This window comes from Streptomyces sp. NPDC107765 (assembly GCF_055657085.1).
Map to the genome: position 1 here is coordinate 21,612 of NZ_JBVKBL010000016.1, position 26,555 is coordinate 48,166.

The following is a 26,555-nucleotide window of genomic DNA, read 5'->3' on the forward strand; positions in this document are numbered from 1 at the left end:
AACCCCGTACCCGGAACCACCCCCTACCCCGAATAACCCCGTACCCGGAATAACCCCGTCCCGGAACCGCGCTCCCCGGGTGAGTGGATCAGAATCGTGTACAGGGTCGTGTGCGGGGTCCTGCGGGGTTCCGTACACGAGATGCTTCGGAGAGTCGGAGAGAGGGATCGCATGCGTATCGCGCTGTGCCAGATGACGGCGTCGGCCGAGCCGAAGGAGAACCTTGCGGCGGTGCAGGACCACGTGCGGCGGGCGGCACGCGAGGGGGCGCGGCTGGCGGTGTTGCCCGAGGCGTCCATGGTGCGGTTCGGGGTGCCGCTGGGGCCGGTGGCGGAGCCGCTGGACGGGCCGTGGGCCGAGGGCGTGCGTGCGGTGGCCCGGGAGACGGGGGTGACGGTGGTGGTGGGCATGTTCACCCCGGCGCCTGAGGGGCGGGTCGCCAATACGCTGCTGGCGACCGGGCCCGGGGTCGAGGAGTCGTACGACAAGATCCACCTGTATGACGCGTTCGGGTTCCGGGAGTCCGACACGGTGGCCGCGGGCAGCCGGGTGGTGACGATCGACGTGGAGGGCGTCCGGGTGGGTCTGGCGACCTGCTACGACCTGCGGTTCCCGGAGCTGTTCCGGGCGCATGCGGATGCCGGGGCGACGGTGTCGGTGCTGCCCGCTTCCTGGGGTGCGGGCCCCGGCAAGCGTGCGCAGTGGGATCTGCTGGTACGGGCCCGCGCGCTGGATGCGACGGTGTGGCTGGCGGCCGTCGGCCAGGCCGCGCCGGACCCGCAGGCCGACCCGGAGGTGCCGACGAAGGCGCCGAACGGTGTCGGGCGCAGTGCGCTGGTCGGTCCGGACGGCACGGTGCGGGCCCAACTGGGCGGTGCGCCCGAGCTGTTGGTGGCGCAGCTGGATACGGAGGAGACGGCGCGGGTGCGGCGGGCGGTCGCGGTGCTGGACAACCGCCGGCTGTAGCTCGGACCGGTAGTGGATCAGCAGTAGGACGGTAGTAGATCAGCCGTAGCTCGGTAGCAGGTCGGTAGGTGTGGCAGCTGCCTCCCGCCCCTCGCCCCGGGGGCGGCTGTCAGGCCAGGGGCGCCATTTCCTCAGGGCCCATCTCCTTACCGCACCACAGCAGTTGACGTCCCGTCATGCAGTCCCAGTCGCAGGTGTTCGACGTGGTAGAGGGCTTGGTCGAGGAGTTCGGCGACGTGGTGGTCGTAGAGGGCGTAGACGATGGAGCGGCCGTTGCGTTCGCCGGTGACGAGGCCGAGGTTGCGGAGCAGGCGGAGCTGGTGCGAGCAGGCGGACTGTTCCATGCCGACGGCGGTGGCAAGGTCGCCGACGGCGCAGGGGCCTTCCTGGAGGCGGGCGAGGATGCGTAGCCGGGAGGGGGTGGAGAGGGCCTGGAGGGTGGCGGCGACGTCGGTGGCGCCGACGGCGTCGAGTCGTTCGCGGGTGGTTGTGGTGCTTTTGTCGTCCATGCCGTGACCCATGGGGTCATCCTAGCGAGGGGGCATGAAGACCTCTTCATTCGTTCCTGGTGGCTGTCAAGGGTTTCAGCCCGCGTCCTGCCGCACCATGTCCGCGCACTTCTCGCCGATCATCATGGTGGTGATGCAGGGGTTGACGGTGACGAGGTCGGGCATGACCGAGCCGTCCGCGACCCGGAGGCCGGTGACGCCCTTGACCCGCAGCCGGGCGTCGAGGGGTGCCGTGGTGTCGTCGGCGGCGCCCATCTTCACCGTGCAGGAGGGGTGGTAGACGGTGTTGTGGGTGGTGCGGATGTAGTCGAGGAGTTCGTCGTCGGTGCGGACGTCGGGGCCGGGGGCGAGTTCGGCGCCGGTCCAGTCGGCGAGTGCGGGGCGGGCGGCGATCTCCCGGGCCAGCCGCAGGCCGTGGGTCATCACCCGGATGTCGTGTTCGTGGGTGAAGTAGCGCGGGTCGACCCTGGGTTTGTCCCGGAAGTCGCGGGTGCGGAGCCGGACGGTGCCGCGGGAGCGGGCGCGGGTGACGTTCGGGGTGAGGCAGAAGGCGTTCTCGGAGGTGGGGTAGCCGTGCCGGGCGGTGTTCAGGTCGAAGGGGACCGAGCCGTAGTGGAACATCAGGTCCGGGCGGTCGAGGCCGGGTTCGGTGTCGGCGAAGATGCCGATCTCCCACCATTGGTTGGAGGCGGTGACCATGGGCTGCTTCGCCTGCCACATGATGACGCCCTCGGGGTGGTCCTGGAGGTTCTCGCCGACGCCGGGTGAGTGGACGCGGACGTCGATGCCGATGTCGCGGAGGTGGTCGGCGGGGCCGATGCCGGAGAGCATCAGCAGTTTGGGGGTGTCGATGGAGCCGCAGGAGACGATGGTTTCGCGGCGGGCGCGGACCGTGCGGGTGTGGAGGAGGTCGGGGTCGAGGTAGGCGACGCCGGTGCAGCGCCGGTCGTCGTCGATGAGGAGGTGTTTGGCGCGGATGCCGGTGCGTACGGTGAGGTTGGGGCGGTTGCCCATGACGGGGTGCAGGTAGGCGACCGAGGAGGACTGGCGGATGTTGTTCTCGTCGGAGTTGATCTGGAACCAGTGGGCGCCGCGGATGACGGTGCGGCCGGTGTTGAAGGGTGTGGTGGGGATGCCGCTCTGGGCGCAGGCTTCGAGGAGGGCGGTGCCGCAGGGGTCGGTGGGTTTGATGGTGCGCAGGGTGACCGGGCCGGTGCGGCCGTGGTGGTCGCCGGGTGCGTCGTTGCTCTCCAGGCGGCGGTAGAGCGGGAAGGTGTCGCGGGCGCCCCAGCCGGTGGCGCCGCTCGCCTCCCAGCCGTCGAGGTCCTCGGCGGGTGCCCAGAAGGCGATGCAGGAGTTGTGCGAGGAGCAGCCGCCGAGGACCTTGGCGCGGGCGTGCCGCATGAAGCTGTTGCCGTTCTCCTGGGGTTCGACCGGGTAGTCCCAGTCGTAGCCGGATTCCAGCAGTGCCATCCAGCGTTCCAGGCGCAGGATGTTGTCGTCGCCGACGTCGCTGGGTCCGGCTTCCAGGACGCAGACGGTGACGGTGGGGTCCTCGCTGAGGCGGGCGGCGACGACGTTTCCCGCGGTGCCGCCGCCGACGACGACGTAGTCGAACTCCGCGTGTTCCATGGGGTGTTGTCCTCCCGGGGCGGTGCGGTCAGTCGGTGGCGGTGACGGTGACGTGGGTGTCGGTGGTGCCGGTCGCGGTGCGGCCGGTGGTGGCGGCGTGTTCGGCGAGGACGCCGGTGCGGTGCCGTTGGACGCACCAGTAGTAGGCGAAGCCGCCGACGGCGACGGCGCCGACGAACAGCACGGCTCCGTAGCGCAGGTACCAGTGGTGCGGCGGGGTGGCGTTGTAGACGGCGTCGCGGGGCCAGGCGAGGTTGACGATCATGCCGGCGCCCCAGAGGACGGCGAGGACGTTGACCGGCAGGCCCCAGCGGCCCAGGGTGAACCGTCCGCCGCCGGCCGGCGTCCAGCGGCCGCGGAGCCTGGCAATCAGCATCGGGGCGGTGACCAGCAGGTAGGCCAGGTAGATCATGATGATGCCGATGCTGGTGACGACGGAGAAGATCTGCGGCTGGCGGATGTTGAGGAGCAGTACGCCGAGGGAGAGCACCCCGACGATGACGGCGGGCAGGACCGGTGTCCGGAAGCGCGGGCTGACCTTGGCCATGAGGGAGGCGGCGGGGAGGTTGTTGTCGCGGGCCATGGCGAACGCCAGCCGGATGGCGGCGGTGTGCACGGCGAGCGCGCAGACGGTGACCGCGATGAGGACGCACCACAGCATGGCCTTGCCGCCGGTGTCGCCCAGGACGTCGAGGACGACGTACTGGAGCCCGTCGGTGGTCAGTCCCTTACCGTTCAGGCTGCTCACGCTCATCATGGCGAGGAGCAGGATGAGTCCGCCGAGCACGAACGAGGCGATCAGGGCGCGGAGGATGGCGCGGGGTGCGTTGCGGGAGGGGTCGAGTGATTCCTCGCCGAGTGAGGCGGCGGTGTCGAAGCCGTACATGACGTAGGCGGAGGCCAGTGAGGCGGTGAGGAAGGCGCCGAGGTAGCCGAGGGGCTGGCCGGCGCCGGCGTGGTGGGTCTGGAGGACGACGTCCGGGCCGCGGACGACGTGGACGGCGAAGAGCACGATCAGTACGACGGTGGCGATGAGTTCGATGAAGACGCCGGCGGTGTTGATGCGGGCCATGAGTTTGACGCCGAAGGCGTTGACGAGGGTGGTGAAGAGGATCAGTACGGCGGCGAGGAGGACGCCGTTGGTGGCGGTGTCGTAGGTGCCGGTGCCGTCGCCGATGAACTGGAAGGCGGCGGAGATCTTCGGCAGGGTGAGCTGGTAGGCCAGGGCCACGGCGGAGAGCGAGACGATGGAGGCGACCAGCATCATCCAGCCGGCCAGCCAGCCGATGTGCGGGTTGCCGAGTTTCTTCGCCCAGTTGTAGACGGAGCCGGCGACCGGGTGGCGGGCGGCGAGTTCGGCGAAGGACAGGGCGATCATCAGCTGGCCGGCGAAGACGAGGGGCCAGGACCACCAGTAGGCGGGTCCGCCGATGCCGTAGCCGAAGTAGAAGAGCTGGAAGGTGCCGGTGAGGATGGAGATGTAGCTGATGCCGGCGGCGAAGGTGTGGAAGTTGCCGAGGGTGCGTTGGAGTTCGGGGCGGTAGCCGAATTCGGTGAGTCCGGTGTCGTCCGGTTCGGTGCCGGTGGCCGGTGGGGCTGTGTGCGGCTGTGCCGCGGGTCTTGCCGAGGGTGCGTCGGGTGAGCTCAAGGGCCTTCCTCCTCAGTCGAACCAGTGCACCGGCGCGGGTGCCGTGTTGCGCCAGATGTGTTTGGTTTCCCGGTACTCCGCCAGGCCGCCGGGGCCGAGTTCGCGGCCGGTGCCGGACTGTTTGAAGCCGCCCCACTCCGCCTGCGGGAGGTAGGGGTGGTAGTCGTTGATCCATACGGTGCCGAGGCGCAGCGCGGCGGCGACGCGGTCGGCGCGTGCCTGGTCGGTGGTCCAGACGGCGCCGGCGAGGCCGTAGACGGTGTCGTTGGCGAGCCGTACCGCTTCGTCCTCGGTGGTGAAGCGTTCGACGGTCAGTACGGGGCCGAAGGATTCCTCGCGCACCACGGTCATGGTGGCCCGGCAGTCGTCGAGGACGGTGGGCAGGTAGTAGTGGCCGTCGGCGAGTCGGGGGTCGTCGGGGCGGGTGCCGCCGCAGCGGAGCACTGCGCCCTCGGCGATGCCGGTGGCGACGTAGGTCTCGACCTTGGCGCGGTGGGGCGGCGGAGATCAGCGGTCCGGTGCGGGCGTGGGCGTCGAAGGGGCCGCCGGGCCGGATGAGCCGGGCGCGGCGGACGATCTCGTCGACGAAGCGGTCGTGCAGGGTGTCCTCGACGAGCAGCCGGGCGCCCGCCGAGCAGACCTGTCCGGAGTGCAGGAAGACGGCTGTCAGGGCGTGGTCGACGGCGGTGTCGAAGTCGGCGTCGGCGAAGACGATGTTGGGGTTCTTGCCGCCGAGTTCGAGGGCGAGGCGTTTGACGGTGCCGGCCGCCGCGGCCATGATCCGGCGGCCGGTGAACAGTCCGCCGGTGAAGGAGACCATGTCGACGTCGGGGTGGTCGGTGAGCGGGGCGCCGGCTTCGGGGCCGGTGCCCAGGACGAGGTTGGCGACGCCGTCGGGGAGTTCGGCCTCGTGGAGCAGCCGCATCAGGTGGAGGGCGGTGTGCGGGGTGAGTTCGCTGGGTTTCAGGACGAAGGTGTTGCCCGCGGCCAGGGCCGGTGCGACCTTCCAGCCGGTCTGCAGCAGCGGGTAGTTCCAGGGGGTGATCAGGGCGCAGACGCCGATGGGTTCGTGGACGATGCGGCTGTCGACGCCGGGGGTGCCGGGGTCGGGCAGCCGGCCGTCGTCGGTGCCGGCCAGCCGTCCGTAGTAGCGGAAGCAGGCGGCGACGTCGTCGATGTCGGTTTCGCTCTCGGCCAGGCGTTTTCCGGTGTCGAGGGACTCGGCGCGGGCGAGCGCGGCCCGGTCGCGTGCGAGGAGGGCGGCGACGCGGAGCAGCAGGTCGCCGCGGGTGGCGGCCGGGGTGGTGGGCCAGGGTCCGTGGTCGAAGGCGTGGCGGGCGGCGGCGATCGCGTCGGCGGTGTCCTTGCCGCCGCCCTCGTCGACGACGGCGACGAGGCTGCCGTCGGCGGGGCAGCGGATCTCGCGGGTGCGCTCGTCCCGGGGTGTGGTCCATCGGCCGCCGATGAAGAGGTCAGGCACCGTCGGCTCCCAGTTGCTGCCGGAGCCAGCCGTGGAAGATGCCGATGTGGTGTTCGGTGGGGACGAGGACGCCGCCGGAGCGGTAGGCGCGGGACGACATGGCGGGCTGGGTGCGTTCGCAGGCGGCGAAGTCCTGGGCGTTGACGCGGTGGAAGAGTTCGACGGACCGGGTGACGTCGGCCCCGGAGGCGATGACGTCCGGTGCGTAGAGCCAGTCGCATTCGACGACCGTGCGGTCCTCGGCCAGCGGGAACATGCGGTGCAGGATGACGTGGTCGGGCACGAGGTTCACGAAGACCGTGGGTTTGACGGTGAGGGCGTAGTAGCGGCGGTCCTGGTCGTCGGAGACGTCGGGGAGTCTGCCGAAGCCTTCACTGCCGTCGACGGTGAAGCCCTTGACACCGTCGCCGAACTCGGCGCCGTGGCCGACGTAGTACTGGGCGGCGTACCCGTCGGCGAACTCCGGGAGGACTTCGGTGAGTTCGGGGTGGATGGTGGCGCAGTGGTAGCACTCCATGAAGTTCTCGACGATGAGTTTCCAGTTGGCCTTCACGTCGTAGGTGAGGCGTTTGCCGAGGGCGAGGCGTTCGGTGCCGTAGTGGTCGAGGGCGGCCACCTCGCCGAGCCGTTCGACGGCCGCGCCGATCACGGTGTCCTCGAAGGAGGGGGGTTCGTCGGCCAGGCACACCCAGGCGTAGCCGAGCCATTCGCGCAGGGCGACCGTGACGAGGCCGTAGGTGGTGCGGTCGACGTCGGGCATCTTGGTGAGGTTGGGGGCGGCGATGAGCTTGCCGTCGAGGTCGTAGGTCCAGGCGTGGTAGGGGCATTGGAGGGTGCGGCGGACCTGGCCTTCGGTTTCGGTGCAGAGGCGGGCGCCGCGGTGGCGGCAGACGTTGAGGAAGGCGCGCAGGTGGCCGGTGCGGGAGCGGGTGATGAGGACGTTCTCGCGGCCGACCTGGACGGTGCGGAAGGCTCCGGGCCGGTCGAGGTCGGCGGAGCGGACGGCGCAGAACCACATGCGTTCGAAGATCCGCTCCTGTTCGGTGCGGAAGAGCGCGGGGTCGGTGTAGTAGTGGCCGGGGAGCGTGGCGATGAGGCTCGGTGGCAGGGGGAGCGTCGTCACGGGCGGACTCCTCAGACGGCGGGCGCGGCGGGATGGCGGCGCGGGTCGAACGGCTCGGTGTGGTTCGTGGTGGTGCGGTCGAGGACGCGGGCGTCGTGCGCGGGAGACGCTGCGGGCAGCGGCGTCTCCTAGCGGCGGATGCGGGTCATCTTCGGGTCGAACAGCGGCTCTTCGGCGAGGGTGGCGGGGAGCTTCTCGCCGAAGTACTCGATGTGGACGCCGGTGCCGGTGGTGAGGTGGGCGGGCAGCCAGGCGTAGGCGACGCAGCGGCCGAGGGTGTGGCCGTAGGCGGCGCTGGTGACGTAGCCGGCGGGTGTGCCGTCGACGAGGACGGGTTCCTTGCCGAGGACGACGGCGGCCGGGTCGTCGAGGAGCAGTGCGGTCAATTTCCTTTGCGGCGGCGGGAGTTGTTCGAGGGCGGTGCGGCCGAGGAAGTCGCCGTGGTCCATCCGGACGGCGAAGCCGAGCCCGGCTTCGTACGGGGTGTGCTCCTCGGTCATGTCGTGGCCCCAGGAGCGGTAGCCCTTCTCCAGGCGCAGGCTGTTGAACGCCGACCGGCCGGCTGCGATGACGCCGTGCTGCTGTCCGGCTTCCCAGAGGGTGTCCCAGAGGCGGAGGCCCAGGTCGGCGGTGGTGTAGAGCTCCCAGCCGAGCTCGCCGACGTAGCTGAGGCGCAGGGCGGTGACCGGGACGTGGCCGAGGTGGGTGTGCTTGGCGCGGAAGTAGCCGAACGCCTCGTGGGAGAAGTCGTCGCGGGTCAGCGGCTGGACCAGGTCGCGGGCGAGCGGGCCCCATACGCCGATGCAGCAGGTGCCGGAGGTGAGGTCACGAAGGTGCACGTCGGCGGGTGCGTGGCGCTGCAACCAGGACAGGTCCGCGGGTGAGTTGGCGCCGACCTGGAAGTGGTCGGGGGCGAGCCGGGCCACGGTGAGGTCCGAGCGGATGCCGCCCTTCTCGTCGAGGAGCAGGGTGTACGTCACCGCGCCCGGCTTCTTCGCGAGGTTGTTGGTCGTCATGCGCTGGAGGAAGGCGAGCGCGCCGGGGCCGGTGACCTCCAGGCGGCGCAGTGGGGTCATGTCGTACAGGGCGACCCGTTCGCGGGTGGCCTTCGCCTCGGCGGCGGCGATGGGCGACCAGTGGCGGGCCGACCAGGGGTCGCGTTCCGGGGTGTCGGTGACGAGGTGGGCGTTGGCCTGGAACCAGTGCGGGCGTTCCCAGCCTCCGCCTTCCAGGAAGTACGCGCCGAGTTCCTGCTGGCGGGTGTGGAAGGGGCTGACGCGCAGCGGGCGCGGCTGTTCCATGGGCTGGAGGGGGTGGATGACGTCGTAGACCTCGATGAACTGCCGGGAGCCGCGGTCGTGGACGTAGGCGGGGGAACGCTGGGCGTCCTCGAAGCGGTGCAGGTCGCATTCGTGCAGGTCGGTGCGGGCGTGGCCGTCGACCATCCATTCGGCGACCGCCTTGGCGACGCCGGCGGAGTGCGTCACCCAGACCGCCTCGGCGAGCCAGAAGCCGCCGAGTGTGGCGCATTCGCCCAGGAGCGGCATGCCGTCGGGGGTGAAGGAGAAGACGCCGTTGAAGCCCTCCTCGATGTCGGTGTCGCGCAGGGCGGGCATCAGCCGGCGGCTGTCCTCCCAGCTCGGGGCCCAGTCCTCGGCGGTGAACGGGAACGAGGACGGCATGTCCATGCCCCGGGTGCGTGCCTCGTCGTAGGGGAGGACGGTGAACGGGTCGACGGGCAGCGGTCGGTGGGCGTAGCTGCCGATGCCGATGCGGTCGGTGTGCTCGCGGAAGTACAGGTCGCGGTCCTGGAAGCGGAGGATGGGCTTCGAGGCTTCGGTGCGGGGGTCGTTGGCGCCGGCGAGTTCCGGCAGCGGCTTGGTCCTCGCGTACTGGTGGGCGAGCGGGAGGAGGGGGACGTCGACGCCGGCCATGCGGCCGATCACCGGGCCCCAGAAGCCGGCCGCGGAGACGACGTGGGTGGCGGGGAAGGTGCCGCGGTCCGTGACCACGCCGGTGACGCGGCCGTCGGCCTGCTCGATGCCGGTGACGGTGTGGCGGTCGAGGAAGCGGGCGCCGCGCTCCTGTGCGCGCTCCATCTGGGCGCGGGCGGCGAGCACGGCGCGGGCCAGGCCGTCGTCGGGGGTGTGGAAGCCGCCGAGGATCATCGATTGGTCGAGGAGGGGCCAGAGTTCCTTGCAGCGGTCGGGGGAGACCAGTTCGCCGCGTACGCCCCAGGAGGCGGCCCAGCCGGCCTTGCGGTGCAGGTCGGCCCAGCGTTCGGGGGTGGTGGCGAGTTCCAGGCCGCCGACCGGGTGGAAGCACGGCAGGCCGTCCACCTGGAGGGCGGAGAACTTCTCGACCGTGTAGCGGGCGAAGGCGGTCAGGGTCTTGGAGGGGCTGGTCTGGAAGACCAGGCCGGGGGCGTGGGAGGTGGAGCCGCCGGGGGCGGGCAGCGGGCCCTGGTCGAGGACGGTGACGTCGGTCCAGCCGCGGGCGGTGAGTTCGTCGGCGAGGGAGCAGCCGACGATGCCGGCGCCGATGATGACGACGCGGGCGTCGGTGGCGGGGGGTGCCGGGGTCACAGGACCACCACCGATCGCAGGACCTCGCCGCGGCGCATCTTCTCGAAGGCGGACTCGACCTCGTCGAGGGTGATCCGCTCGGTGACGAAGCCGTCGAGGTCGAGGCGTCCGCCGAGGTGGCGGTCGATGAGGACGGGGAAGTCGCGGCTGGGCAGGCAGTCGCCGTACCAGGAGGACTTCAGGGCGCCGCCGCGGCCGAAGAGGTCGATGAGCGGGAGTTCGATGGTCATGTCGGGTGCGGGGACGCCGACTTGGACCAGGGTGCCGGCCAGGTCGCGCATGTAGAAGCCCTGCCGGTAGGTCTCGGGGCGGCCGACGGCGTCGATCACGACGTCGGCGCCGTGTCCGCCGGTGAGTTCCCGTACGGCCTCGACGGGGTCGGTGCGGCGGGAGTTGACGGTGTGGGTGGCGCCGAAGCGGGTGGCGCCGTCGAGTTTGCGTTCGTCGATGTCGACGGCGATGACCCGGCGGGCTCCGGCGATCGAGGCGCCGGCGATCGCGGCGTTGCCGACGCCGCCGCAGCCGATGACGGCGACGGTGTCGCCGCTGCCCACCTGCCCGGTGTGGACGGCGGCGCCGTAGCCGGCCATCACGCCGCAGCCGATGAGTCCGGCCGCTTCGGGCCGGGCGGCGGGGTCGACCTTGACCGCCTGGCCGGCGGCGACCAGGGTCTTCTCGGCGAAGGCGCCGATGCCGAGCGCGGGGCTGAGCGGAGTGCGGTCCATCAGGGTCATGGGCCGGGTGGCGTTGCGGGAGTCGAAGCAGTACCAGGGGCGGCCGCGGCGGCAGGACCGGCAGGTGCCGCAGGGGGCGCGCCAGGCGAGGACGACGAAGTCGCCCGGGGCGAGATCGGTGACGCCGGGACCGACGGCTTCGACGATTCCGGCGGCCTCGTGGCCGAGGAGGAAGGGGAAGTCGTCGTTGATCGCGCCGTCCCGGTAGTGCAGGTCGGTGTGGCAGACTCCGCAGGCCTGTACGGCGATGAGTGCCTCGCCCGGACCGGGATCCGGCACCAGGATCGTTCGGAGCTCGACGGGTGCGCCTTGTTCCGCCGCGACGACGGCATGGACTTCGTGTGGCATGCCCTACCCCTCAGTGTTGCGCAGTGCACGACTGGTTGCGCGATGAGAGACATAGTGGGAACGCCGTCTCGGCACCGTCAAGGGGTGCGGGCCAGCTGTTCGTAAAAGGCTCGTTACGCGTCCGGACACGGCGGCGGGGCCGGAGCTGTGCGCTCCGGCCCCGCCGCCGTCATCTGCCCGTCAGTGGCTCAACAGGCGTACCCCATACGGCGGGAGAGCTCCTCGGCCGCGGAGACGGTGCCCTTGACGACCTCGGGCAGCCGCTCCTCGTCCAGCCGGTACGCGGGCACGGACACGCTGATCGCCCCGATCACCGAGCCGTCGTGCGCCCGCACCGGCGCCGCGACCGCGCGCAGCCCCAGCTCCAGTTCCTCGACCGCCGTCGCGAAACCGCGCTCGACGACCTCCTTGAGTTCGCGGCGCAGTTCCTCGGGCGAGGTGACCGTGCGCTCGGTGAGCCGCGGCAGTTTCCGGCCGAGTACGGCGTCCTGGACCGGTGCCGGCTGGTAGGCCAGCAGCGCCTTGCCGCTGGAGGTGGCGTGCAGCGGGGTGCGCCGGCCGAGCCAGTTCTGCGCGGTGACCGAGGCCGGGCCGCGTGCCTGCATGATGTTCACCGCGGCATCGCTCTCCAGCACCGCGATGTTGACGGTTTCCCCGAGCTCGTCGGCCAGTTGCCGGCAGACCGCGGCGCCCTCCTGGGAGATGTCCAGCCGGACGGCGGCCGCGCCGGCCAGCCGCAGCACCCCGGCCGCGAGGAAGTACTTGCCGCGCTCCTGCTCCTGGCCGACCAGGCCGCGGCTCTCCAGCACGCCGAGCAGCCGGAACGCGGTCGATTTGTGGACGCCCAGTTCGTCGGCGACCTCGGTCACCCCGGCCTCGCCGTGCCGGGCGAGGATCTCCAGTACGGTCACCGCGCGGTCCACCGACTGCACGGCGCTGGCGGGTCCCTTCGACGGCCTGCCGTCCGCCTGTCCCTCCACGATGTCCGTCATGTGTGGGTTCTCGCCATCTGGTCACCCGGTCGCGGGTCCGGATCTGAACGGTCGGCAATTCCGGGGATCGCTTGACGCGCCTGGCCCCGGACTGGATTCTGTTGCGCATAGCGCTCCATCGTGCGCAACACGAAACTCGATGATACCGAAGAGTAACAGGGGGGTCCTGTGATTCCTGTCTGCCACCTTGCCGACCTGCCCGCAGGCGAGTCCGTACGCATCGACACCGCTCCTCCGATCGCCGTCTTCAACGCCGACGGGCAGCTGTACGCCATCGACGACACCTGCACCCACCAGGACGCCTCGCTCGCCGACGGCTGGCTGGAGGGGTGTCTGGTCGAATGCCCGCTGCACGCCGCTTCATTCGATCTCCGCACCGGTGCGCCCACCTGCCTGCCCGCCCGCCGGGCCGTGCGGACCCACCCGGTGACCGTCGAGGACGGCATGATCTACGTGCACCACGTCGCCGAGGAGGGCACCGCCGCATGAAGTCGGTCGCTGTCATCGGGGCCTCGCTGGCGGGGCTGTACGCCGCCCGGGCCCTGCGCGCCGAGGGGTTCGACGGCCGGCTGGTCATCGTCGGGGACGAGCAGCACCGCCCCTACGACCGGCCGCCGCTGTCCAAGGGCTTCCTCACCGGCACCACCGGCCAGGACCAACTCGCCCTGGCCGACGCCGAGGAGACCGCGGAACTCGACGCCGAGTGGCTGCTCGGCACCCGGGCCACCGGCCTGGACGCCGCCGCCGGCGCCGTACTGCTGGACCACGGCCGGCCGCTGACCACCGACGGCGTCGTCCTGGCCACCGGCGCCACCCCGCGCCGTCTCCCCGGCCCGGCACCCGCCGGAACCCACACCCTGCGCACCCTCGACGACGCCCGCGCGCTGCGCGCCGACCTGACCCGGGGCCCGGTCCGCGTCGTGGTGATCGGCGCCGGATTCATCGGGGCCGAGGTCGCCTCCTCCTGCGCCGCCCTCGGCCATGACGTCACCGTGGTCGAGGCCGCCCCGCTTCCGCTCCTGCCGCAACTCGGCGAGGAGATGGCCCGGATCTGCACCGCGCTGCACGCGGACCACGGCGTCACCCTGCTGACCGGCACGGGCGTGGCCGGGCTGCACGGCGCCGGCGCCGGCCCCCGGGTCACGTCGGTCGAGCTGTCCGACGGCCGCCGGCTGCCCGCGGATGTGGTGGTGGTCGGCATCGGCGTCCGACCGCACACCGACTGGCTCGCCTCCTCCCGGCTGCCCCTCGACGACGGCGTGGTCTGCGACGCCGGCTGCGTCACCGCGCTGCCCAACGTCGTCGCGGTCGGCGACGTCGCCAGGGTGGCCGGCGTCCGGGCCGAGCACTGGACCAGCGCGACCGAACAGGCCGCGGTCGCCGCCCGCAACCTCCTCGCCGGCCGCACGGTCACCACCCACCGGTCCCTCCCCTACTTCTGGTCCGACCAGTACGGCGTGCGCCTCCAGTTCGCCGGCCGCCGCGGACCCCACGACACCCCGCGGATCCTCGAAGGCTCCCCCGACGACCGCACCTTCCTCGCCTGCTACGAACGCGACGGCCGCACCACCGCGGTGCTCGCCCTCAACCGCCCCCGCCCCTTCATGCGACACCGCCGCGAACTCGCCCGCGCCGCCCAGCCCCTGTGACACCGGCCCGAACTCCTGGTCACGCTGGTGCCCTTGTGGCGCACGAGGTTAGGTTTCCCCTACCAACCGTGACGTATGGAGGAGCAGACCTGTGATCGCGCACGACGAGGTGTTCATCCAAGGACGCTGGCGACCTGCGGTCGGAACGGATTCCCTCGAGGTCGTCAACCCCGCCGACGAGCAGGTCATCGGGACCGTTCCGGCCGGTTCCGCGGCCGACGTCGACGCCGCGGTCGACGCGGCCCGTTCGGCCCTTCCCGGCTGGGCGGCCACCGCCCCCGCCCGCCGCGCCGCGTTACTGGCCGCGCTGTCCGACCAACTCGCCGCCCGGCAGGACGAGATGGCCTCCCTCATCACCGCTGAGGTGGGTACCACCATCGGCTTCTCCCGGAGGGTGCAGGCCGGTCTTCCCGTCACCGTGACGCGCTTGCATGCCGGTCTCGCGGCCGACTTCGCCTTCGAGGAGCAGGTGGGCAACTCCCTGGTGCTGCTGGAGCCCGTCGGAGTCGTCGGCGCCATCACCCCGTGGAACTACCCGCTGCACCAGATCGTCTGCAAGGTCGTGCCCGCACTCGCCGCCGGCTGCACGGTCGTGTTGAAACCCGCGGAACTGACCCCCCTGTCGGCCCAGATGTTCACCGAGTGCGTAGCGGCCGCGGGCTTCCCCGCGGGGGTCTTCAACCTCGTCACGGGCCGGGGGTCGGAAGCCGGGGAGGCACTGGTGCGCCACCCCGGGGTCGACATGATCTCGTTCACCGGTTCCACGGCCGTCGGCAAGCACATCGGGGCCCTTGCCGGTGCGGCGGTGAAACCGGTCGCTCTCGAGCTCGGCGGGAAGTCCGCCAATGTCATCCTCCCCGGAGCCGACCTCGCCCGGGCCGTCCGCGCCAACGTCGCCGACGTCATGCGCAACGCCGGGCAGTCCTGCAATGCCTTGACGCGCACGCTGGTGTGCGCCGCTGACTACGAAGAGGCGGTGCGCCTCGCCGTCAAGGAGATCGCCGCCTATCGTCCCGGTGATCCGGCCGACCCCGATTGCCGTCTGGGCCCGGTGGTGAGCGGCGCCCAGCGGGAAAGGGTCCGCGACCACATCCGCAGGGGCCTGGCAGCGGGCGCCCGTCTCGTCGCGGGTGGCCCGGAGGCTCCTGACGACCGCGACCAGGGCTTCTACGTCCGTCCCACCGTCTTCGCCGACGTCACTCCCGAAATGGGCATCGCGCGGGAAGAGATCTTCGGCCCCGTGCTCTCGTTCCTGAAGTACGAGGACGAGGAGGAGGCCCTGCGCATTGCCAATGACTCCGACTACGGTCTCGCCGGGTCCGTCTGGGCGGCCGATCAGAAGCAGGCGATCGCCTTTGCCCGCGCGATGCAGTGTGGCCAAGTGACCGTCAACGGCGGCGCGTACAACCCCCTCGCCCCCTTCGGCGGCTACCGGCAATCAGGCGTCGGACGAGAACTCGGCGCGCACGGCCTGAGGGAATTCCTGCAGACGAAGTCGCTCCAGCTCTGAAACCGCTGACCGGGCGCACGCCTGCCTCGCAGGGCGCACGGAGCGCCGTGGGCGACTGCGGGGCAGGCGGCTCGGAGGGATCACGTCCGGCCGGGCGGACCGGCCTTGCGGAGGTCTTCCGGGGTCAGGCGCCCTTGAGCTGGCGGGTGGCGGCGTCGACGGTCTGGGAGAGGAGGGTGGCGATGGTCATGGGGCCGACGCCGCCGGGGACCGGGGTGATCAGGGAGGCGCGGGTGGCGGCCGAGTCGAAGTCGACGTCGCCGATGTTGCCGGGGTTGTAGCCGGCGTCGATGACGACCGCGCCGGGCTTGATGTGGTCGGCGGTGAGGAGGCGGGGCCGGCCGACCGCGGCGATCAGGAGGTCGGCCTGGCGGGTGAGGGCGGCAAGGTCGGTGGTGCGGGAGTGGCAGTACGTGACGGTGGCGTTGCGGCCGAGCAGCAGCATCCCGACCGGCTTGCCGAGGATCGCGCTGCGGCCGACCACGACGGCGTGCTTGCCGGCCAGCTCGACGCCGTAGTGGTCGAGCAGCCGGAGGATTCCGCCGGGTGTGCAGGAGGCGAAGCCCTCGGCGCCGAAGCTCATGGTGGCGAAGGAGTGGTAGGTGACGCCGTCGACGTCCTTCTCGGGGGCGATGGCCTCGAAGGCGGCGCGCTCGTCGATGTGCGGGCCGACCGGGTGCTGGAGGAGGATGCCGTGCACCCCGGGGTCCTGGGAGAGCGCGGTGAGGGTGTCGACCAGTTCACCGGTCGTGGTGGTGGCGGGCAGGGCCACGTGCCGGGAGCGGATGCCGGCCTTCTCGCAGCGGTTGCACTTCATCCGGACGTAGGTCACCGAGGCGGGGTCCTCCCCCACCAGGACGGTCGCCAGGCACGGGGCCTGGCTGGTCTGCTCGGTGAGGGCGGCGGCGCGCTCGGCGGCCTGCTCGATGATCCGGCGGGCCAGTGCGGTGCCGTCCATGAGGCGGGCGGTCGGGGACATCGGGTACTCCTGGGCGTCGTCGTGGATCGCCCAGGCGCGCGGCAGTGACCGTGGTGGCCGGGCCGCTCCCCGGTGGTGCCCCACCCAAGCGCCAGTCACGGCCCGCCGTCCACTCTAGACGACGGCCCACCCGAACGGGTGAGGAGCCGCGGGGGCGGAGGGCGAGCCGGTCAGGTGGCTCCGTGCCCCGGTGCGGACAGGGGCGGGGTGGTGGGGGTGGTGGCCTCCCACTGGCTGAGGATGCCGTCCCAGTCGTGCTGGGCGGCGGTGATGGCGTTGGCGTCCCAGGTGGGGGGTGCGGAGGGCGCCGGCGGGGGCTCGTACCCGGGGTACTCCTGGACGTCCTGGTACCCGGCGTAGTGCTCGTGCCCGTGCTGGAGCTGCTGACCGTTGTGGAGGGTCTGAACGGTCTGGGTGGTCTGGCTGTCGTGGGGGTGCTGGTGGGCCTGGTGGCTGTGGTGATTCTGGTGGGGCTGGTGGGTGGGGTACTGGTGGTAGCCGGTGGACGTGGCCGAGGCGGCGTACTGGGTGTGCTGGGGATGGGCCGTCGCGTACGACTGGTACTGCTGGTACGGCTGCTGTTTCCAGGTGTCGTGTTCGTACTGGTCCCACGCGGGCCGGTCGGCGCGTTCGCGCCAGGCGGCCGGGCCGGCATCGGTCGGTGGGGAGGGCTGGAGGGTGGCCATTCTCCGGTGCCGGCCGGTGCGGTCGGGCGGCGCGGCCGGGGCGGGGCGGGTCTCCGTGGACAGTTGCTGGGCGCGGGCGACCAGGAGCCGTACGTCCAGGCCGAGTTCGGTGGCGAGTGCGGTGAGGTCGACCCCGGTGTGCCAGCTGGTCATCAGGACCGCGTCGAGGGCCGGCGCCCAGGCCGGGTCGTGGGTGACCGGGGACGCGCCGGTCTGTCCGGCGGGGGTGCCGGGCGTGGCCCCGGTGGGCGCGGGCCGGTCCGCCGCGGGGCGGTCCGGGGCGGCCGGTGCCGGTGCGGGCCGGGTGGCGGTCGGCGCGGCGGCCGGTCGGTCGGGGGACGGCTCGCGTACCGTGGTCTGCTCCCGCGCCGGGGTCTGTTCGGCGAGCAGGCTCTTGGCGACCGCGCGGGCGTCGTCCTTGCCCACCGTGCGGCGGGCCAGCCGCACTTCGCGCTCGTCCAGGCCGAGCAGGTCCGCCACCACCGCGTCGCTGCCGACGGTCACGGCGAAGGCTGCCAGGGTCCGGGACCGGCGGGCCTCGGCCTCGTCGAGGAGTCCCTGCGTCCGGCGGACCTCGTCATCGCTGCTGCAAAACGCCTGTGCGAGTACCGCGTGGCGCTCCCACAACTCCCTCGGTTCCATGACAGCGACAACGTTTTTTCGTCCGGATTGGTCCGCTTCCCGGCCATAGATCACTGCATGAGGTGATATTCGAGGGGTTTAACCCCATGCCGCCGGGACTCCTGTGCGGGCAGCCGCAAAAATACGCAGTGACCCCAGGCCGGAAGAATCGTTTCTACGGCCATGAGCGCCCCTACCTCCGGCACCGTCGCAGGTCACGGTCACACGTTCCTCCCCCGCCCCGCGGCCACGCCACGCTGGATCACCGCGGAAATCACCCGGCAGACCCCCGTCTACGCGGCGCTGGTGCGCCTGTGGACGGAGCGCTCGGCCACGGTACCCGGAGTCGCCGATCCGGAGTGGCAGCGGCTGGTCTCCTACCGGGCCCTGATGGAGGAGACCGAGACCGCGCTCACCGCGCTGCGGCCGCATCGTGCGCCCGACGTGCTGCCGCCCCGGCGGCAGGTGCCGGCGGCCCGGCCCGCGCACCAGGACGCCTGAGCCGCGGCGGGCGGGACGCCGGGCGGGCGGACCGCCCGAGCGGTCCGCCGTGTTGACGCCGGGTCCCGGATGCCGGATTCCACCGCGGCCGCCGGGCCTCACCGCAGGGTGTACCCCCCGTCCGGGTAGAGCGTCGAGCCGGTCATGTAGCGGTTGGTGAAGAGGAACAGCACCGCGTGCGCGATCTCGTCCTCGGTGCCGAGCCGGTGCAGCAGGGTGTCCCTGCGGTACTGCGCGAAGGCGGCCTCGCGGTCCTGGGCCGGGCGCCCGGCCCAGAGGTTGCCGTCGACGGTGCCGGGCGAGACGACGTTGACGCGGACCGGGGCGAGTTCGACGGCCAGACCCCGGGCGAGTCCCTCGATCGCGGCGTTGCACGCGGCGTAGGCGGGCGCGGGCGCCGGGGGCCGGGCGCCCGCGGCGCCGGACATCAGCACCACCGAGCCGTCCTCGGACAGCAGCGGCGCCGCGTGCTTGACGACCTGGTACTGGCCCCAGAACTTGGAGGTGAAGGGGCTCGCCGCGTCCTCGTCGCTGAGCTCACGCAGCGGGCCGACGCGGTAGTTCGCGGCGGTGGTGAAGACGTGGTCGACGCGGTCGAGCGGGCCGAAGAAGGCGGCGACGGAACCGGGGTCGGTCACCTCGACCGGGTGCCAGTCGGCGGCGTCGCCGAGCGCCTCGGCCGCGGCCGCGAGCCTGTCGGGCGTACGGCCGCCGAGGACGACCCGGGCGCCGGCCGCGACGGCCTGGTGGGCGACCCGCAGCCCGATGCCGCTGGCGCCGCCGATGAGGACGACGACCCGGCCGCGCAGCTCGTCGCCCCGCGTCGGCTCTCCCGGGGGCGGCGGTGCGGCGCCTGGGGTGGTGGACGGGAGCGGCATGGGCGGTCCTTTCCTCATCGGGTCCGGGGCCGGACCGGGCAGACGCATGATCAGGAATCCGAACGCCGCCCGCCTCCGGAACATTCCGCTCCGCTGACGTCATGATTCCGCCAGGAGCCGGAGCGCCGCCGCACGGCGTCCGGGACGGCAGCCACCACGAACTGATGAGGGCTTGAGATGTCGAAACCACCGCTTCCCGCTTCCGCCACCACGATGCTGGCCAAGCCCAACCCCTCGGTGATCACCACCCTGCGGTCCGACGGCCAGCCGGTGTCCACCGCGACCTGGTACCTCTGGGACGACGGCCGGGTGCTGGTCAACATGGACGAGGGCCGCAAGCGGCTCCAGCACCTGCGCGACGATCCGCGGGTGACGCTGACCGTGCTCGACGAGGGCAACTGGTACACCCATCTGACCCTGATCGGGCGGGTGTCCGAGCTCCGGGACGACGCGCACCTGACCGACATCGACCGGCTGGCGCAGCGCTATCTGGGCAAGCCGTATCCGCAGCGGGACCGGCGCCGGGTCAGTGCCTGGATCGAGGTCGAGCGCTGGCACGGCTGGGGCAGCCTGAAGGACAGCAGCCAGGCCGGCTGAGGGCGCGGCCGGCCGGGCGGCCCGGTGGGTCCGCCCGTCAGCCGGTGCGCTGCTGCTGGAGGTGGGCGGCGACGGTGGCGACGTCGTCGCCGATGGCCAGGACGCCGTTGATGTCCGGTGCCGAGGCACCGTTGACACCGGCGAAGAACACGTCGAACCGGCCCTTGCCGCGGTCCAGATAGCCGGCGACGGTCTCGGCGCCCACGGCGATCCGGTCGTTGAGGAAGTCGGCGCCGGCCACGGTCCCGGTCTTGGCGAAGACCTTGCCGCGGGCGGGGCAGTGCCGGCAGTTGTCCGCGAGGGTGCCGTCGACGCCCAGGACGGGCAGCGCCTCGCGGAAGCGCCGCGCCTCGGGGGTGCGCTGCCAGTACGTCAGGATCTGGGCCAGGGCGCGCGGGGTCGTCCGATCGGCCGGATTGCCGCCCCGGCCGTCGGCGAGCTGGACGGCCCGGCGGTCGACCCCGGCCCGGTCGAGGAACGCGGCGAGCACAGGGAACCCGTCCTGGCAGTCGGTGCTCCCCTTGTGGCTGGCCATCAGGCAGATCGCGAGGTTCGCGCCGAGGTTGTGGCTGACCTTGAGGATGAGTTCGGCGTACTCGGCGTAGGGCGGGGAGGTGTAGCGGGCCACCGTGGTGGCGCCCCGGTACGAACGGGGCAGCCGGGCGGCCGGGTTGGGGCCGACGGCCGGCGCGGTGACCTGGACACCGACCCGGGCCAGCGCCTCGATCAGGGCGGTGCGGCCGAAGGCGTTTGGGTCCTTGACGGGGGCGATGCGCAGGACGGGCGCGGAGCCGGCGGCGATGGTGCCGGTCAGCCGGATGCGGGTGCCGTCGGGGGAGGTCGTGACGGTGATGTCGGCGGGCCGGCCGGCCGCGACGGTGCGGACGGCGGAGGTGACCCGGTAGGGCGCGACCTTGGGGCGCACCTCCAGGCCGGCGGGGGCGCCCGGGCCGCTGCCGGGAGTGGTCAGCAGGTCGATGACGTTGTCGTTGACGATCAGTGGGGTGGGGACCGGGTCGAGTTCGGGGTCGGGGCGGAACAGCCGCGGGTCGATGACCACGTCGCCGACGACCCGCCGGATCCCCGCCGCCCGTACCTGCCGGGCGAGTTGGTCGAGGCCGGCCAGCGGGTTCTGCGGGGTGAGGGTGGCTCCGGGGATGAGGTTGGCGTAGGTGTGGTCGACGGTGGTGTAGGCGACGGTGCCGTTCTTGCGGGTCCGGCCGCCGAGGGTCAGATCGCCCTGGGCGACCAGGTCGAGGTCGCCCCTGAGGGTGCCGTTGCGGCGCTGTCCGACGGCGTACACCGGGGTGACGAAGCGGTGGCCGCCGCCGAGGGTGTGCCAGGCGCCGCTGACACCGAAGAGCTTCGCGGTGGATCCGGGCAGGAAGAACTGGTCGGCGTAGCGGGACCGGATCACCTTGCCGGTGCGCGGGTCCTGCTGGAACAGGCCCCACTGGGCGTGCCGGTAGGCGGGTTTGCGCAGGACGGCGGCGGTGCGCGGGTCGAGGCCGCCCCGGTCGGCGGGGGCGGCGGTGGCGGCGGTGGCGGCGCCGGTGGGCGTACCCGTGGGCGTCGGCGGTGTCTCCCGGACGAGACCGGTGAGGACGATGCCGGCGGACAGCAGGAGGGCCGTGGCGACGAGGGTGCGCCGGCGGTTCCTGCTGCGGATGGCGGATGGTGACATGCAGACTCCGTGGACAGGGGCGCGGACCGCCGCCGGTTGAGCATGCAGGAGGCCCGGGAGGTGTGTTTCCCGGGCCTCCTGCGCGTGACTGCCTGACGGGGGTCAGAGGAGCCCGAGCAGGCCGAGTCCCAGCAGGCCGCCGCGGCCGTAGCCGTCGCGGCCGTAGCCCTCGTGGCCGTAGCCCTCGTGGCCGTAGCCACGGTCGTAGCCGTCGTACCCGTCGTTGCGGCCGTAGCCGTAGCCGTCGCGGCGGCCGTCGCGGTCGTAGCCGTCGTAGCCGTCGTGGCCGCCGTGCCCCAGGCGGCCCTTGCCCTTGTGGACGCCCTTGTGGGCGCCCTTGTGGACACCCTTGTGCCCGCCGTGGTGTCGGTTGGGGTGCCGGTTGCCGTGGTGACCCTCGTCGCAGCGCTGCGAGGAGCACAGGGGAGGCTGGGCGCTGCTGGGGGGCGCGGTCATGGCGGTGGCGGCGCCGGCCGTCGGTACCACGAGGGCAGCCGCGGTCAGGCCGGCCACTGCGAGGCCGCGAGGGATCGAACGGAGCATGTTTCCACCTTCACTCGACTCTGCAGAAAATGAATATTCTCTGCATACGCGACGATAAGGAGGGTTTTGCCCCTTGACATGCGACTCGCCGAGGAATCACCGGAACGCAGTATGAAATGGGGCAAACGGCACGAATGACTTTGGGTGCATTCCGGGCGCGCGCCCTCGCGTCCGCGCCCTCACGGCCGCTCCCTCACCCCCCGCCTCCTCCCGCGCGTCTCCCCTTTCGGTCCGCCGGCCCGTCAGTCCGTCGTCCCGTCAGCCGTCGTCCCGTCAGCCGTCGTCCCGTCAGCCGGCAACTGCTCCAGGAGGTGCCGCAGCGCTCCGACGGCGAGCGTGCAGACCGTGTCGGGGTCGGCGCTCGCCAGCGGCTCCTTGCCGACCACCACCCGCATCAGACCGATGCCCAGCAGCCAGGACAGCGCCAGATCGCCGCGCAGTCCGCCGTCGTCGGACGCCGAGAGGGTGGCGAGCACCTCGGCGTACTCCTCCCCCAGGCCGCGCAGCGCGTCCGCGATCTCGTCGCTGCCGCCGATGGAGCGCAGGCACACCTCCAGGGAACGGTCGGCGCCCGGACCGCCGCCGCCGGCGAGCATGCCGCGCAGTGCGACCTCGAACAGCCGGTCGGCGGGGGTGGTCCGCAGCTGCTCCTGTCCGCCGCGCGCCATCACCTCGCCGAACAGCGCCTTCTTCGTGCCGAAGTAACGGAACAGCAGGGCCTGGTTGGCGCCCGCGCGGGCCGCGATGTCCCGTACCGTCGCCCGTTCGTACCCCCGCTCCGCGAACAGCTCCGCCGCGGCGTCCAGCAGACGCCGCCGGGTGCCCTGGGCGTCCCGGCGGCAGGTGCCGTCCGTGCCGTGCTGGGAGGTCTCCCCCATCGTCGTGTCACGCTCCTCTCCGTCGGCCCGTCACGATGACGGCGCCGATGCGTCGTTGACCGCTCCGAGGGAGCGTCATACCTTGTGTAAGCAGGTGCTTACACAAGGGAGGTCACCTTGACCACAGCCGACACAGCACCCCTTTCCTACCCCTTCAATGTCGCCGAGAGCCTCGACCTCGCGGACGCTTACGAGCAGGTCCGCGACCGCCCGGGGCTGCTGAAGGTGCAACTGGCCTACGGCGAACCGGCCTGGCTCGTCACCCGTTACGCGGAGGCCCGGTTCGTCCTCGGCGATCAGCGTTTCAGCCGTGCGGAGAGCGCCAAGCACGACGAGCCCCGGCAGTCCGAGGGCCGCCGGGACAGCGGCATCCTGGGCATGGACCCGCCGGACCACACCCGGCTGCGCACCCTGGTCGCGAAGGCCTTCACGGTCCGGCAGGTCGAGAAACTCCGGCCGCAGGTCAAGCAGTTGACCCGGGAACTGCTCGACGAGCTGGAGGCCGCCGGGCCGCCGGCCGACCTCGTGGACCGCTATGCGCTGCCCATTCCCGTCGCGGTGATCTGCCGCTTGCTCGGCGTACCGGAGCAGGACCGCCCGAAGTTCCGGGTGTGGAGCGATGCCGCGCTGTCGACCAGCTCGCTGACGGCCGAGGAGTTCGATGCCAATCAGGAGGAACTCCGCGCCTACATGCGGGAGTTGATCGAGGAGCACCGGCGCGCTCCGCGGGACGACCTGATGACCGCGCTGATCGACGCCCGGGACACCGGTGACCGGCTCTCGGAGCTGGAGCTCGTCGACCTGTGCATCGGGATCCTGGTGGCCGGGCACGAGACCACCGCCACCCAGATCCCCAACTTCGTGCTGGCGCTGCTGGACCACCCGGACCAGCTGGCTCTGCTGCGCGAGCGGCCCGAGCTGATCGGCGGCGCCGTCGAGGAGTTACTCCGGTTCGTCCCGCTCGGCAGCGGCGCCGGCCAGGCCCGCTACGCCACGGAGGACATCGATGTCGGCGGCACACTGGTGCGGGCCGGCACACCCGTGCTGGTCGCGGTCGGCGCCGCCAACCGCGACGCGCTGCGCTTCGACGCGCCCGGCACGCTGAACATCACCCGGACCGGCAACCAGCACCTCGGCTTCGGGCACGGCGTCCATCATTGCCTCGGCGCCCCGCTGGCCCGGCTGGAACTCCAGGAAGCGATCGGCGCCCTGATCACCCGCTTCCCCGGACTCCATGTGGCCGGCGATGTCGAGTGGAAGACGCAGATGCTGGTACGCGGCCCCCGGGTCCTGCCGGTGGGGTGGTGAGTGCGCCGATGACGTGGGAGATCGAGATCGATCCGCAGCTATGCATGGCGTCGGGCTCGTGCGCCGCCATCGCACCGGACCTCTTCACCCTCGACGGTGCGCACGCCCGGCCGCTGCGCGACCGGATCGAGGAGGACGAGCGCGCCCTCGACGCGGCCGACGTCTGCCCCGCGATGGCGATCACCGTACGGGCCTCCGGAGAGGTCCTCGGCCCGCGCCCCTGAGGCGGTGACCGCCGGACGGCACCGGTGGGGCACGGCTGTCGGCCGCGCCCCACCGGACCGTTACGGACGACGCTTCGGACGGCCGGTGCCTACCTCGGCTCCATCCGGGCTATCTGCCCGGTTTCCAGGGCCACATAGAGCGCACCGTCGGGGCCGAATGCCAGGCCGTGCGGCTCCGCCCCGCGGTCCGGCAGGTCGTACTCCTGGAGGTGGCCGTCCGGGGTGAGGTGGCCGATGCGGCCGGCGGCCCATTCGGTGAACCAGCAGCCGCCCGCGGGACCGGCGGTGATGGCGTGTGGCCGGGCCGCGCGGTCCGGGAGGGGGAACTCGTCGATCCTGCCGTCCGTCGTGATGCGGCCGATCTGCCCCGCACCGATCTCGACGAACCAGAGGGCGCCATCCGAACCGCAGGTGATGCCGACCGGCCCGGCGGCCTCGGTCGGCAGCGGGTGGAGGGTGATCGCACCGTCGAGACCGATCCGGCCGACGGCGTTGGCCTGGTGGAGCGTGAACCACAGCGCCTCGTCCGGCCCGGCGGCGAGGGCCGACGGGAACGCCCCGGTCACCGGCAGCGGGAACTCGGTCACCCGGCCGTCGTCCGGGGTGAGGCGGCCTATGCGGTCGCCGTGCATCTGTGTGAACCACAGCGCGCCGTCGGACCCGGCCGCGATGCCGAACGGGCCGCCGCCCGGGGTGGGTACGGCGAACGACGTCGCCTCGCCGGTGACCGTGATCCGCCCGATCCGGTGGTCCCGGGCCCGGGTGAACCACAGGGCGCCGTCGGGTCCGGGCGTGATCAGCGACGGTCCGCAGGCCGGCGCGTCGAGGGCGTACTGGTCGAGCCGGCCGTCGGGCGTCAGCCGCCCGATCCGGCCCGCGTGGACCAGCGTGAACCACAGCGCACCGTCGGGCCCGGCGGCGATCGCGTACGGGCCGGCGGCGGTGTCGGAGACGGAGGCGGCGACCGATAGGCGAGGAAGGGAGGGGGCGGGGAGGTGGGTACGGGGGGTGGAACGTCGGGGCACAGGTCTCGTGTTGCTGCTCATCACTGCCTACTACTTATTGCTACTTTAGTTGCGTTAACGACAGGATGTCATGAAGCGGCCCGGCCGGCAAGGCATTTCGAGAGAAGGGGGCCGGTCGGGATTCTGACGGATCGTCACAAACACTGACCCAGGCGTTCCGCGTCGGAAGCGGAGTGCGACGATGGGCCCGTCATGGTTGCGGGGCAGGTACTCAGGGGGCTTCGGGCCGCGGTGTTCGCCGTGGTCTGCGTACTGCTCGCCGCGCTGGGTCACTCGGTGATGTCCGGTACGGCGGTGCCCGGGTGGATGCTGCTCACCGCCGGCGCGGCCACCACGGCCGGCGCCTGGTGCGTCGCGGGCCGGGAACGCGGGCCGTTGCTCGTCGGCCTGCTGACCGTCGGCACCCAGGCCGCCCTGCACAGTGCCTTCTCCCTCGGCCAGGCGATGGCCGGTTCCGGCGGGGGGCAGCTGCCGCTGGTCCGGCGGTGGGCCGACAGCCTGCTGTGCGGCGCCGGGGAACTGCCGGTCTCCGGGGGCGACACCGCCGAGATGATGCGGCTGATGCGCCGCCAGATGACCGCGGTGCACGGGACGTCCGGCGGAACACACGACATGGCCGGGATGCCGGGCATGGCCGGGATGCCGGGCATGGCGGGGATGGCGCATCCGGGCGGTGCGGCGCACGGCAGCGCGGCCGGCATGCTGACCGCCCACCTCCTCGTCGCGCTGCTCAGCGCCTGGTGGCTGTGGGGCGGTGAGCGGGCCGCCTTCCGCCTCGTCCGGAGCGTGTCGGCCCGCCTGTTCGCGCCGCTGGCGCTGGTGCTGCGGATCGTGCTGCCCGCCGTGCCGCCCGCCGTACGTGCCGCGCGTCAGGAGCCGCGCCGGTCCGTGCGCACACTCCTGCTGGCCCACGCGTTGTCGCTGCGGGGTCCGCCGCATGAGCCGGCTGTCTGCTGACAGCACGGCCGAATTCCCGAGTCGGGGACGGGCGCCGGGCGCTCATGTCCCCTGCTCCGACTTCACCGGTCACCGCCGCGTGCGGGGCCGGATCATGCGAAGGACTCCAGATGATCAATCGTGTCCGGATGCCGGTGGCGACGCCGCCCGTGTCCACGGCCGTCGCTCGGGGCGCCCAGGCGGCCTCAGCCCGCGGCCGCACCTCCGGTACGTCCCTCCTCCCGGGCGTGTGCGGCCCCTTCCTGCCGTACGGGCCGCGACCGCAGCCCGGCGAGCAGCGCCTCGACGGTCGCCGGGTCGTCCCCGGCCGCCGCGTGCGCGTGCGCGACCCGCACCGACAGGGCACGGGACTGTGCCTCGAAGCGCCGGCAGCCGGGGCAGCCGGCGAGATGCTCGTCGAGCAGGCGTGGCGTCAGGCCGGGTGGCAGCTCCTCCCCGTCGAGACGGGCGGAGAGGGCCGTACGGAGGGGCGCGCAGTGCATACCGCCATCCTCTCCG

The 26,555-nt window shown here is 72.2% G+C and carries 24 protein-coding genes, 1 pseudogene and 1 riboswitch; of the genes and pseudogenes, 9 read left to right on the forward strand and 16 right to left on the reverse strand.

The annotated features are described in order from the left end of the window. The first annotated feature begins 171 nt into the window (after positions 1–171). Positions 172–966, forward strand: coding sequence for a carbon-nitrogen hydrolase family protein (locus ACZ7MX_RS31455; protein WP_472136980.1), 795 nt, complete (start codon positions 172–174; stop codon positions 964–966). Positions 967–1,112: 146 nt separating this feature from the next. Here ACZ7MX_RS31455 and ACZ7MX_RS31460 read toward each other — a convergent pair whose 3' ends face one another. The 8 genes and pseudogenes from ACZ7MX_RS31460 to ACZ7MX_RS31495 form a co-directional block, all read right to left on the reverse strand. Further along, entirely contained in the window at positions 1,113–1,487 is a 375-nt protein-coding gene (locus ACZ7MX_RS31460; protein ID WP_472136982.1) for an ArsR/SmtB family transcription factor, read from the reverse strand. A 63-nt stretch (positions 1,488–1,550) separates the two neighbouring features. Further along, positions 1,551–3,107 carry a GMC family oxidoreductase gene (locus ACZ7MX_RS31465; protein ID WP_472136984.1) on the reverse strand — a complete coding sequence of 519 codons (1,557 nt, stop codon included), beginning with the start codon at positions 3,105–3,107 and terminating at the stop codon, positions 1,551–1,553. Between the two features lie 28 nt (positions 3,108–3,135). Further along, the gene (locus tag ACZ7MX_RS31470; protein WP_472136986.1) at positions 3,136–4,755 is read right to left on the reverse strand and encodes an APC family permease; all 1,620 of its coding nucleotides are present in this window, start codon (positions 4,753–4,755) and stop codon (positions 3,136–3,138) included. Positions 4,756–4,767: 12 nt separating this feature from the next. Continuing rightward, positions 4,768–6,235 (reverse strand): annotated as a pseudogene (locus ACZ7MX_RS31475) (aldehyde dehydrogenase family protein). Then, entirely contained in the window at positions 6,228–7,358 is a 1,131-nt protein-coding gene (locus ACZ7MX_RS31480; protein ID WP_472136988.1) for an aromatic ring-hydroxylating oxygenase subunit alpha, read from the reverse strand. Before ACZ7MX_RS31480 ends, ACZ7MX_RS31475 begins: the two are co-directional and overlap by 8 nt. 128 nt (positions 7,359–7,486) lie before the next feature. Then, the gene (locus tag ACZ7MX_RS31485) at positions 7,487–9,943 is read right to left on the reverse strand and encodes a GcvT family protein (protein WP_472136989.1); all 2,457 of its coding nucleotides are present in this window, start codon (positions 9,941–9,943) and stop codon (positions 7,487–7,489) included. Continuing rightward, the gene (locus ACZ7MX_RS31490) at positions 9,940–11,025 is read right to left on the reverse strand and encodes an S-(hydroxymethyl)mycothiol dehydrogenase (protein WP_472136991.1); all 1,086 of its coding nucleotides are present in this window, start codon (positions 11,023–11,025) and stop codon (positions 9,940–9,942) included. The genes ACZ7MX_RS31485 and ACZ7MX_RS31490 overlap by 4 nt, the downstream gene beginning before the upstream one ends. Before the next feature lie 188 nt (positions 11,026–11,213). Further along, positions 11,214–12,017, reverse strand: coding sequence for an IclR family transcriptional regulator (locus tag ACZ7MX_RS31495; protein ID WP_472136993.1), 804 nt, complete (start codon positions 12,015–12,017; stop codon positions 11,214–11,216). A gap of 168 nt (positions 12,018–12,185) precedes the next feature. On the opposite strand from ACZ7MX_RS31495, the gene ACZ7MX_RS31500 reads away from it, so the two are divergent. From ACZ7MX_RS31500 to ACZ7MX_RS31510, 3 genes are all read left to right on the forward strand, one after another. Continuing rightward, the gene (locus ACZ7MX_RS31500) at positions 12,186–12,506 is read left to right on the forward strand and encodes a bifunctional 3-phenylpropionate/cinnamic acid dioxygenase ferredoxin subunit (RefSeq protein WP_030411057.1); all 321 of its coding nucleotides are present in this window, start codon (positions 12,186–12,188) and stop codon (positions 12,504–12,506) included. Continuing rightward, positions 12,503–13,666 carry an NAD(P)/FAD-dependent oxidoreductase gene (locus ACZ7MX_RS31505; protein WP_472136995.1) on the forward strand — a complete coding sequence of 388 codons (1,164 nt, stop codon included), beginning with the start codon at positions 12,503–12,505 and terminating at the stop codon, positions 13,664–13,666. Before ACZ7MX_RS31500 ends, ACZ7MX_RS31505 begins: the two co-directional genes overlap by 4 nt. 91 nt (positions 13,667–13,757) lie before the next feature. Then, on the forward strand, positions 13,758–15,176 hold the full coding sequence (locus ACZ7MX_RS31510; RefSeq protein WP_472136997.1) for an aldehyde dehydrogenase family protein: 1,419 nt from the start codon (positions 13,758–13,760) through the stop codon (positions 15,174–15,176). A 124-nt stretch (positions 15,177–15,300) separates the two neighbouring features. Here ACZ7MX_RS31510 and ACZ7MX_RS31515 read toward each other — a convergent pair whose 3' ends face one another. Together ACZ7MX_RS31515 and ACZ7MX_RS31520 are read right to left on the reverse strand one after the other, a co-directional pair. Then, the gene (locus ACZ7MX_RS31515; RefSeq protein WP_472136999.1) at positions 15,301–16,155 is read right to left on the reverse strand and encodes a bifunctional 5,10-methylenetetrahydrofolate dehydrogenase/5,10-methenyltetrahydrofolate cyclohydrolase; all 855 of its coding nucleotides are present in this window, start codon (positions 16,153–16,155) and stop codon (positions 15,301–15,303) included. Between the two features lie 21 nt (positions 16,156–16,176). Further along, a riboswitch (ZMP/ZTP riboswitch) is annotated at positions 16,177–16,264 on the reverse strand. Between the two features lie 61 nt (positions 16,265–16,325). After that, on the reverse strand, positions 16,326–17,483 hold the full coding sequence (locus ACZ7MX_RS31520; RefSeq protein ID WP_472137001.1) for a hypothetical protein: 1,158 nt from the start codon (positions 17,481–17,483) through the stop codon (positions 16,326–16,328). Positions 17,484–17,645: 162 nt separating this feature from the next. Here ACZ7MX_RS31520 and ACZ7MX_RS31525 point away from each other — a divergent pair, with 162 nt between their 5' ends. Continuing rightward, positions 17,646–17,963 (forward strand): hypothetical protein, encoded by a 318-nt coding sequence (locus ACZ7MX_RS31525; protein ID WP_472137003.1) that lies wholly within the window; start codon positions 17,646–17,648, stop codon positions 17,961–17,963. A 98-nt stretch (positions 17,964–18,061) separates the two neighbouring features. On the opposite strand, the gene ACZ7MX_RS31530 is transcribed toward ACZ7MX_RS31525, so the two are convergent. Further along, on the reverse strand, positions 18,062–18,841 hold the full coding sequence (locus ACZ7MX_RS31530; RefSeq protein ID WP_472137004.1) for an SDR family oxidoreductase: 780 nt from the start codon (positions 18,839–18,841) through the stop codon (positions 18,062–18,064). A gap of 177 nt (positions 18,842–19,018) precedes the next feature. Between ACZ7MX_RS31530 and ACZ7MX_RS31535 the strand changes: the two genes are divergently transcribed. Continuing rightward, positions 19,019–19,438 (forward strand): PPOX class F420-dependent oxidoreductase, encoded by a 420-nt coding sequence (locus tag ACZ7MX_RS31535; RefSeq protein ID WP_472137006.1) that lies wholly within the window; start codon positions 19,019–19,021, stop codon positions 19,436–19,438. A 37-nt stretch (positions 19,439–19,475) separates the two neighbouring features. On the opposite strand, the gene dacB is transcribed toward ACZ7MX_RS31535, so the two are convergent. The 3 genes from dacB to ACZ7MX_RS31550 form a co-directional block, all read right to left on the reverse strand. Beyond that, positions 19,476–21,122, reverse strand: coding sequence for a D-alanyl-D-alanine carboxypeptidase/D-alanyl-D-alanine endopeptidase (dacB, locus tag ACZ7MX_RS31540; protein WP_472137007.1), 1,647 nt, complete (start codon positions 21,120–21,122; stop codon positions 19,476–19,478). A gap of 102 nt (positions 21,123–21,224) precedes the next feature. After that, positions 21,225–21,665 (reverse strand): hypothetical protein, encoded by a 441-nt coding sequence (locus ACZ7MX_RS31545; protein WP_472137009.1) that lies wholly within the window; start codon positions 21,663–21,665, stop codon positions 21,225–21,227. Between the two features lie 242 nt (positions 21,666–21,907). Then, complete coding sequence (locus ACZ7MX_RS31550; RefSeq protein ID WP_472137011.1) at positions 21,908–22,543, reverse strand: TetR/AcrR family transcriptional regulator; 636 nt, start codon at positions 22,541–22,543, stop codon at positions 21,908–21,910. 117 nt (positions 22,544–22,660) lie between these two features. Between ACZ7MX_RS31550 and ACZ7MX_RS31555 the strand changes: the two genes are divergently transcribed. Next, complete coding sequence (locus tag ACZ7MX_RS31555) at positions 22,661–23,851, forward strand: cytochrome P450 (RefSeq protein WP_472137013.1); 1,191 nt, start codon at positions 22,661–22,663, stop codon at positions 23,849–23,851. 8 nt (positions 23,852–23,859) lie between these two features. Next, entirely contained in the window at positions 23,860–24,075 is a 216-nt protein-coding gene (locus ACZ7MX_RS31560; protein ID WP_472137015.1) for a ferredoxin, read from the forward strand. 89 nt (positions 24,076–24,164) lie between these two features. Here the strand turns inward: ACZ7MX_RS31560 and ACZ7MX_RS31565 are convergent, their stop codons facing one another. Then, a complete protein-coding gene (locus ACZ7MX_RS31565; RefSeq protein WP_472137017.1) occupies positions 24,165–25,100 on the reverse strand; it encodes a Vgb family protein in 936 nt (311 codons plus the stop codon). 192 nt (positions 25,101–25,292) lie between these two features. On the opposite strand from ACZ7MX_RS31565, the gene ACZ7MX_RS31570 reads away from it, so the two are divergent. After that, on the forward strand, positions 25,293–26,057 hold the full coding sequence (locus tag ACZ7MX_RS31570) for a PE-PGRS family protein (protein ID WP_472137019.1): 765 nt from the start codon (positions 25,293–25,295) through the stop codon (positions 26,055–26,057). 185 nt (positions 26,058–26,242) lie between these two features. Here ACZ7MX_RS31570 and ACZ7MX_RS31575 read toward each other — a convergent pair whose 3' ends face one another. Then, a complete protein-coding gene (locus ACZ7MX_RS31575; RefSeq protein WP_472137021.1) occupies positions 26,243–26,539 on the reverse strand; it encodes a zf-HC2 domain-containing protein in 297 nt (98 codons plus the stop codon). Positions 26,540–26,555 lie beyond the last annotated feature (16 nt).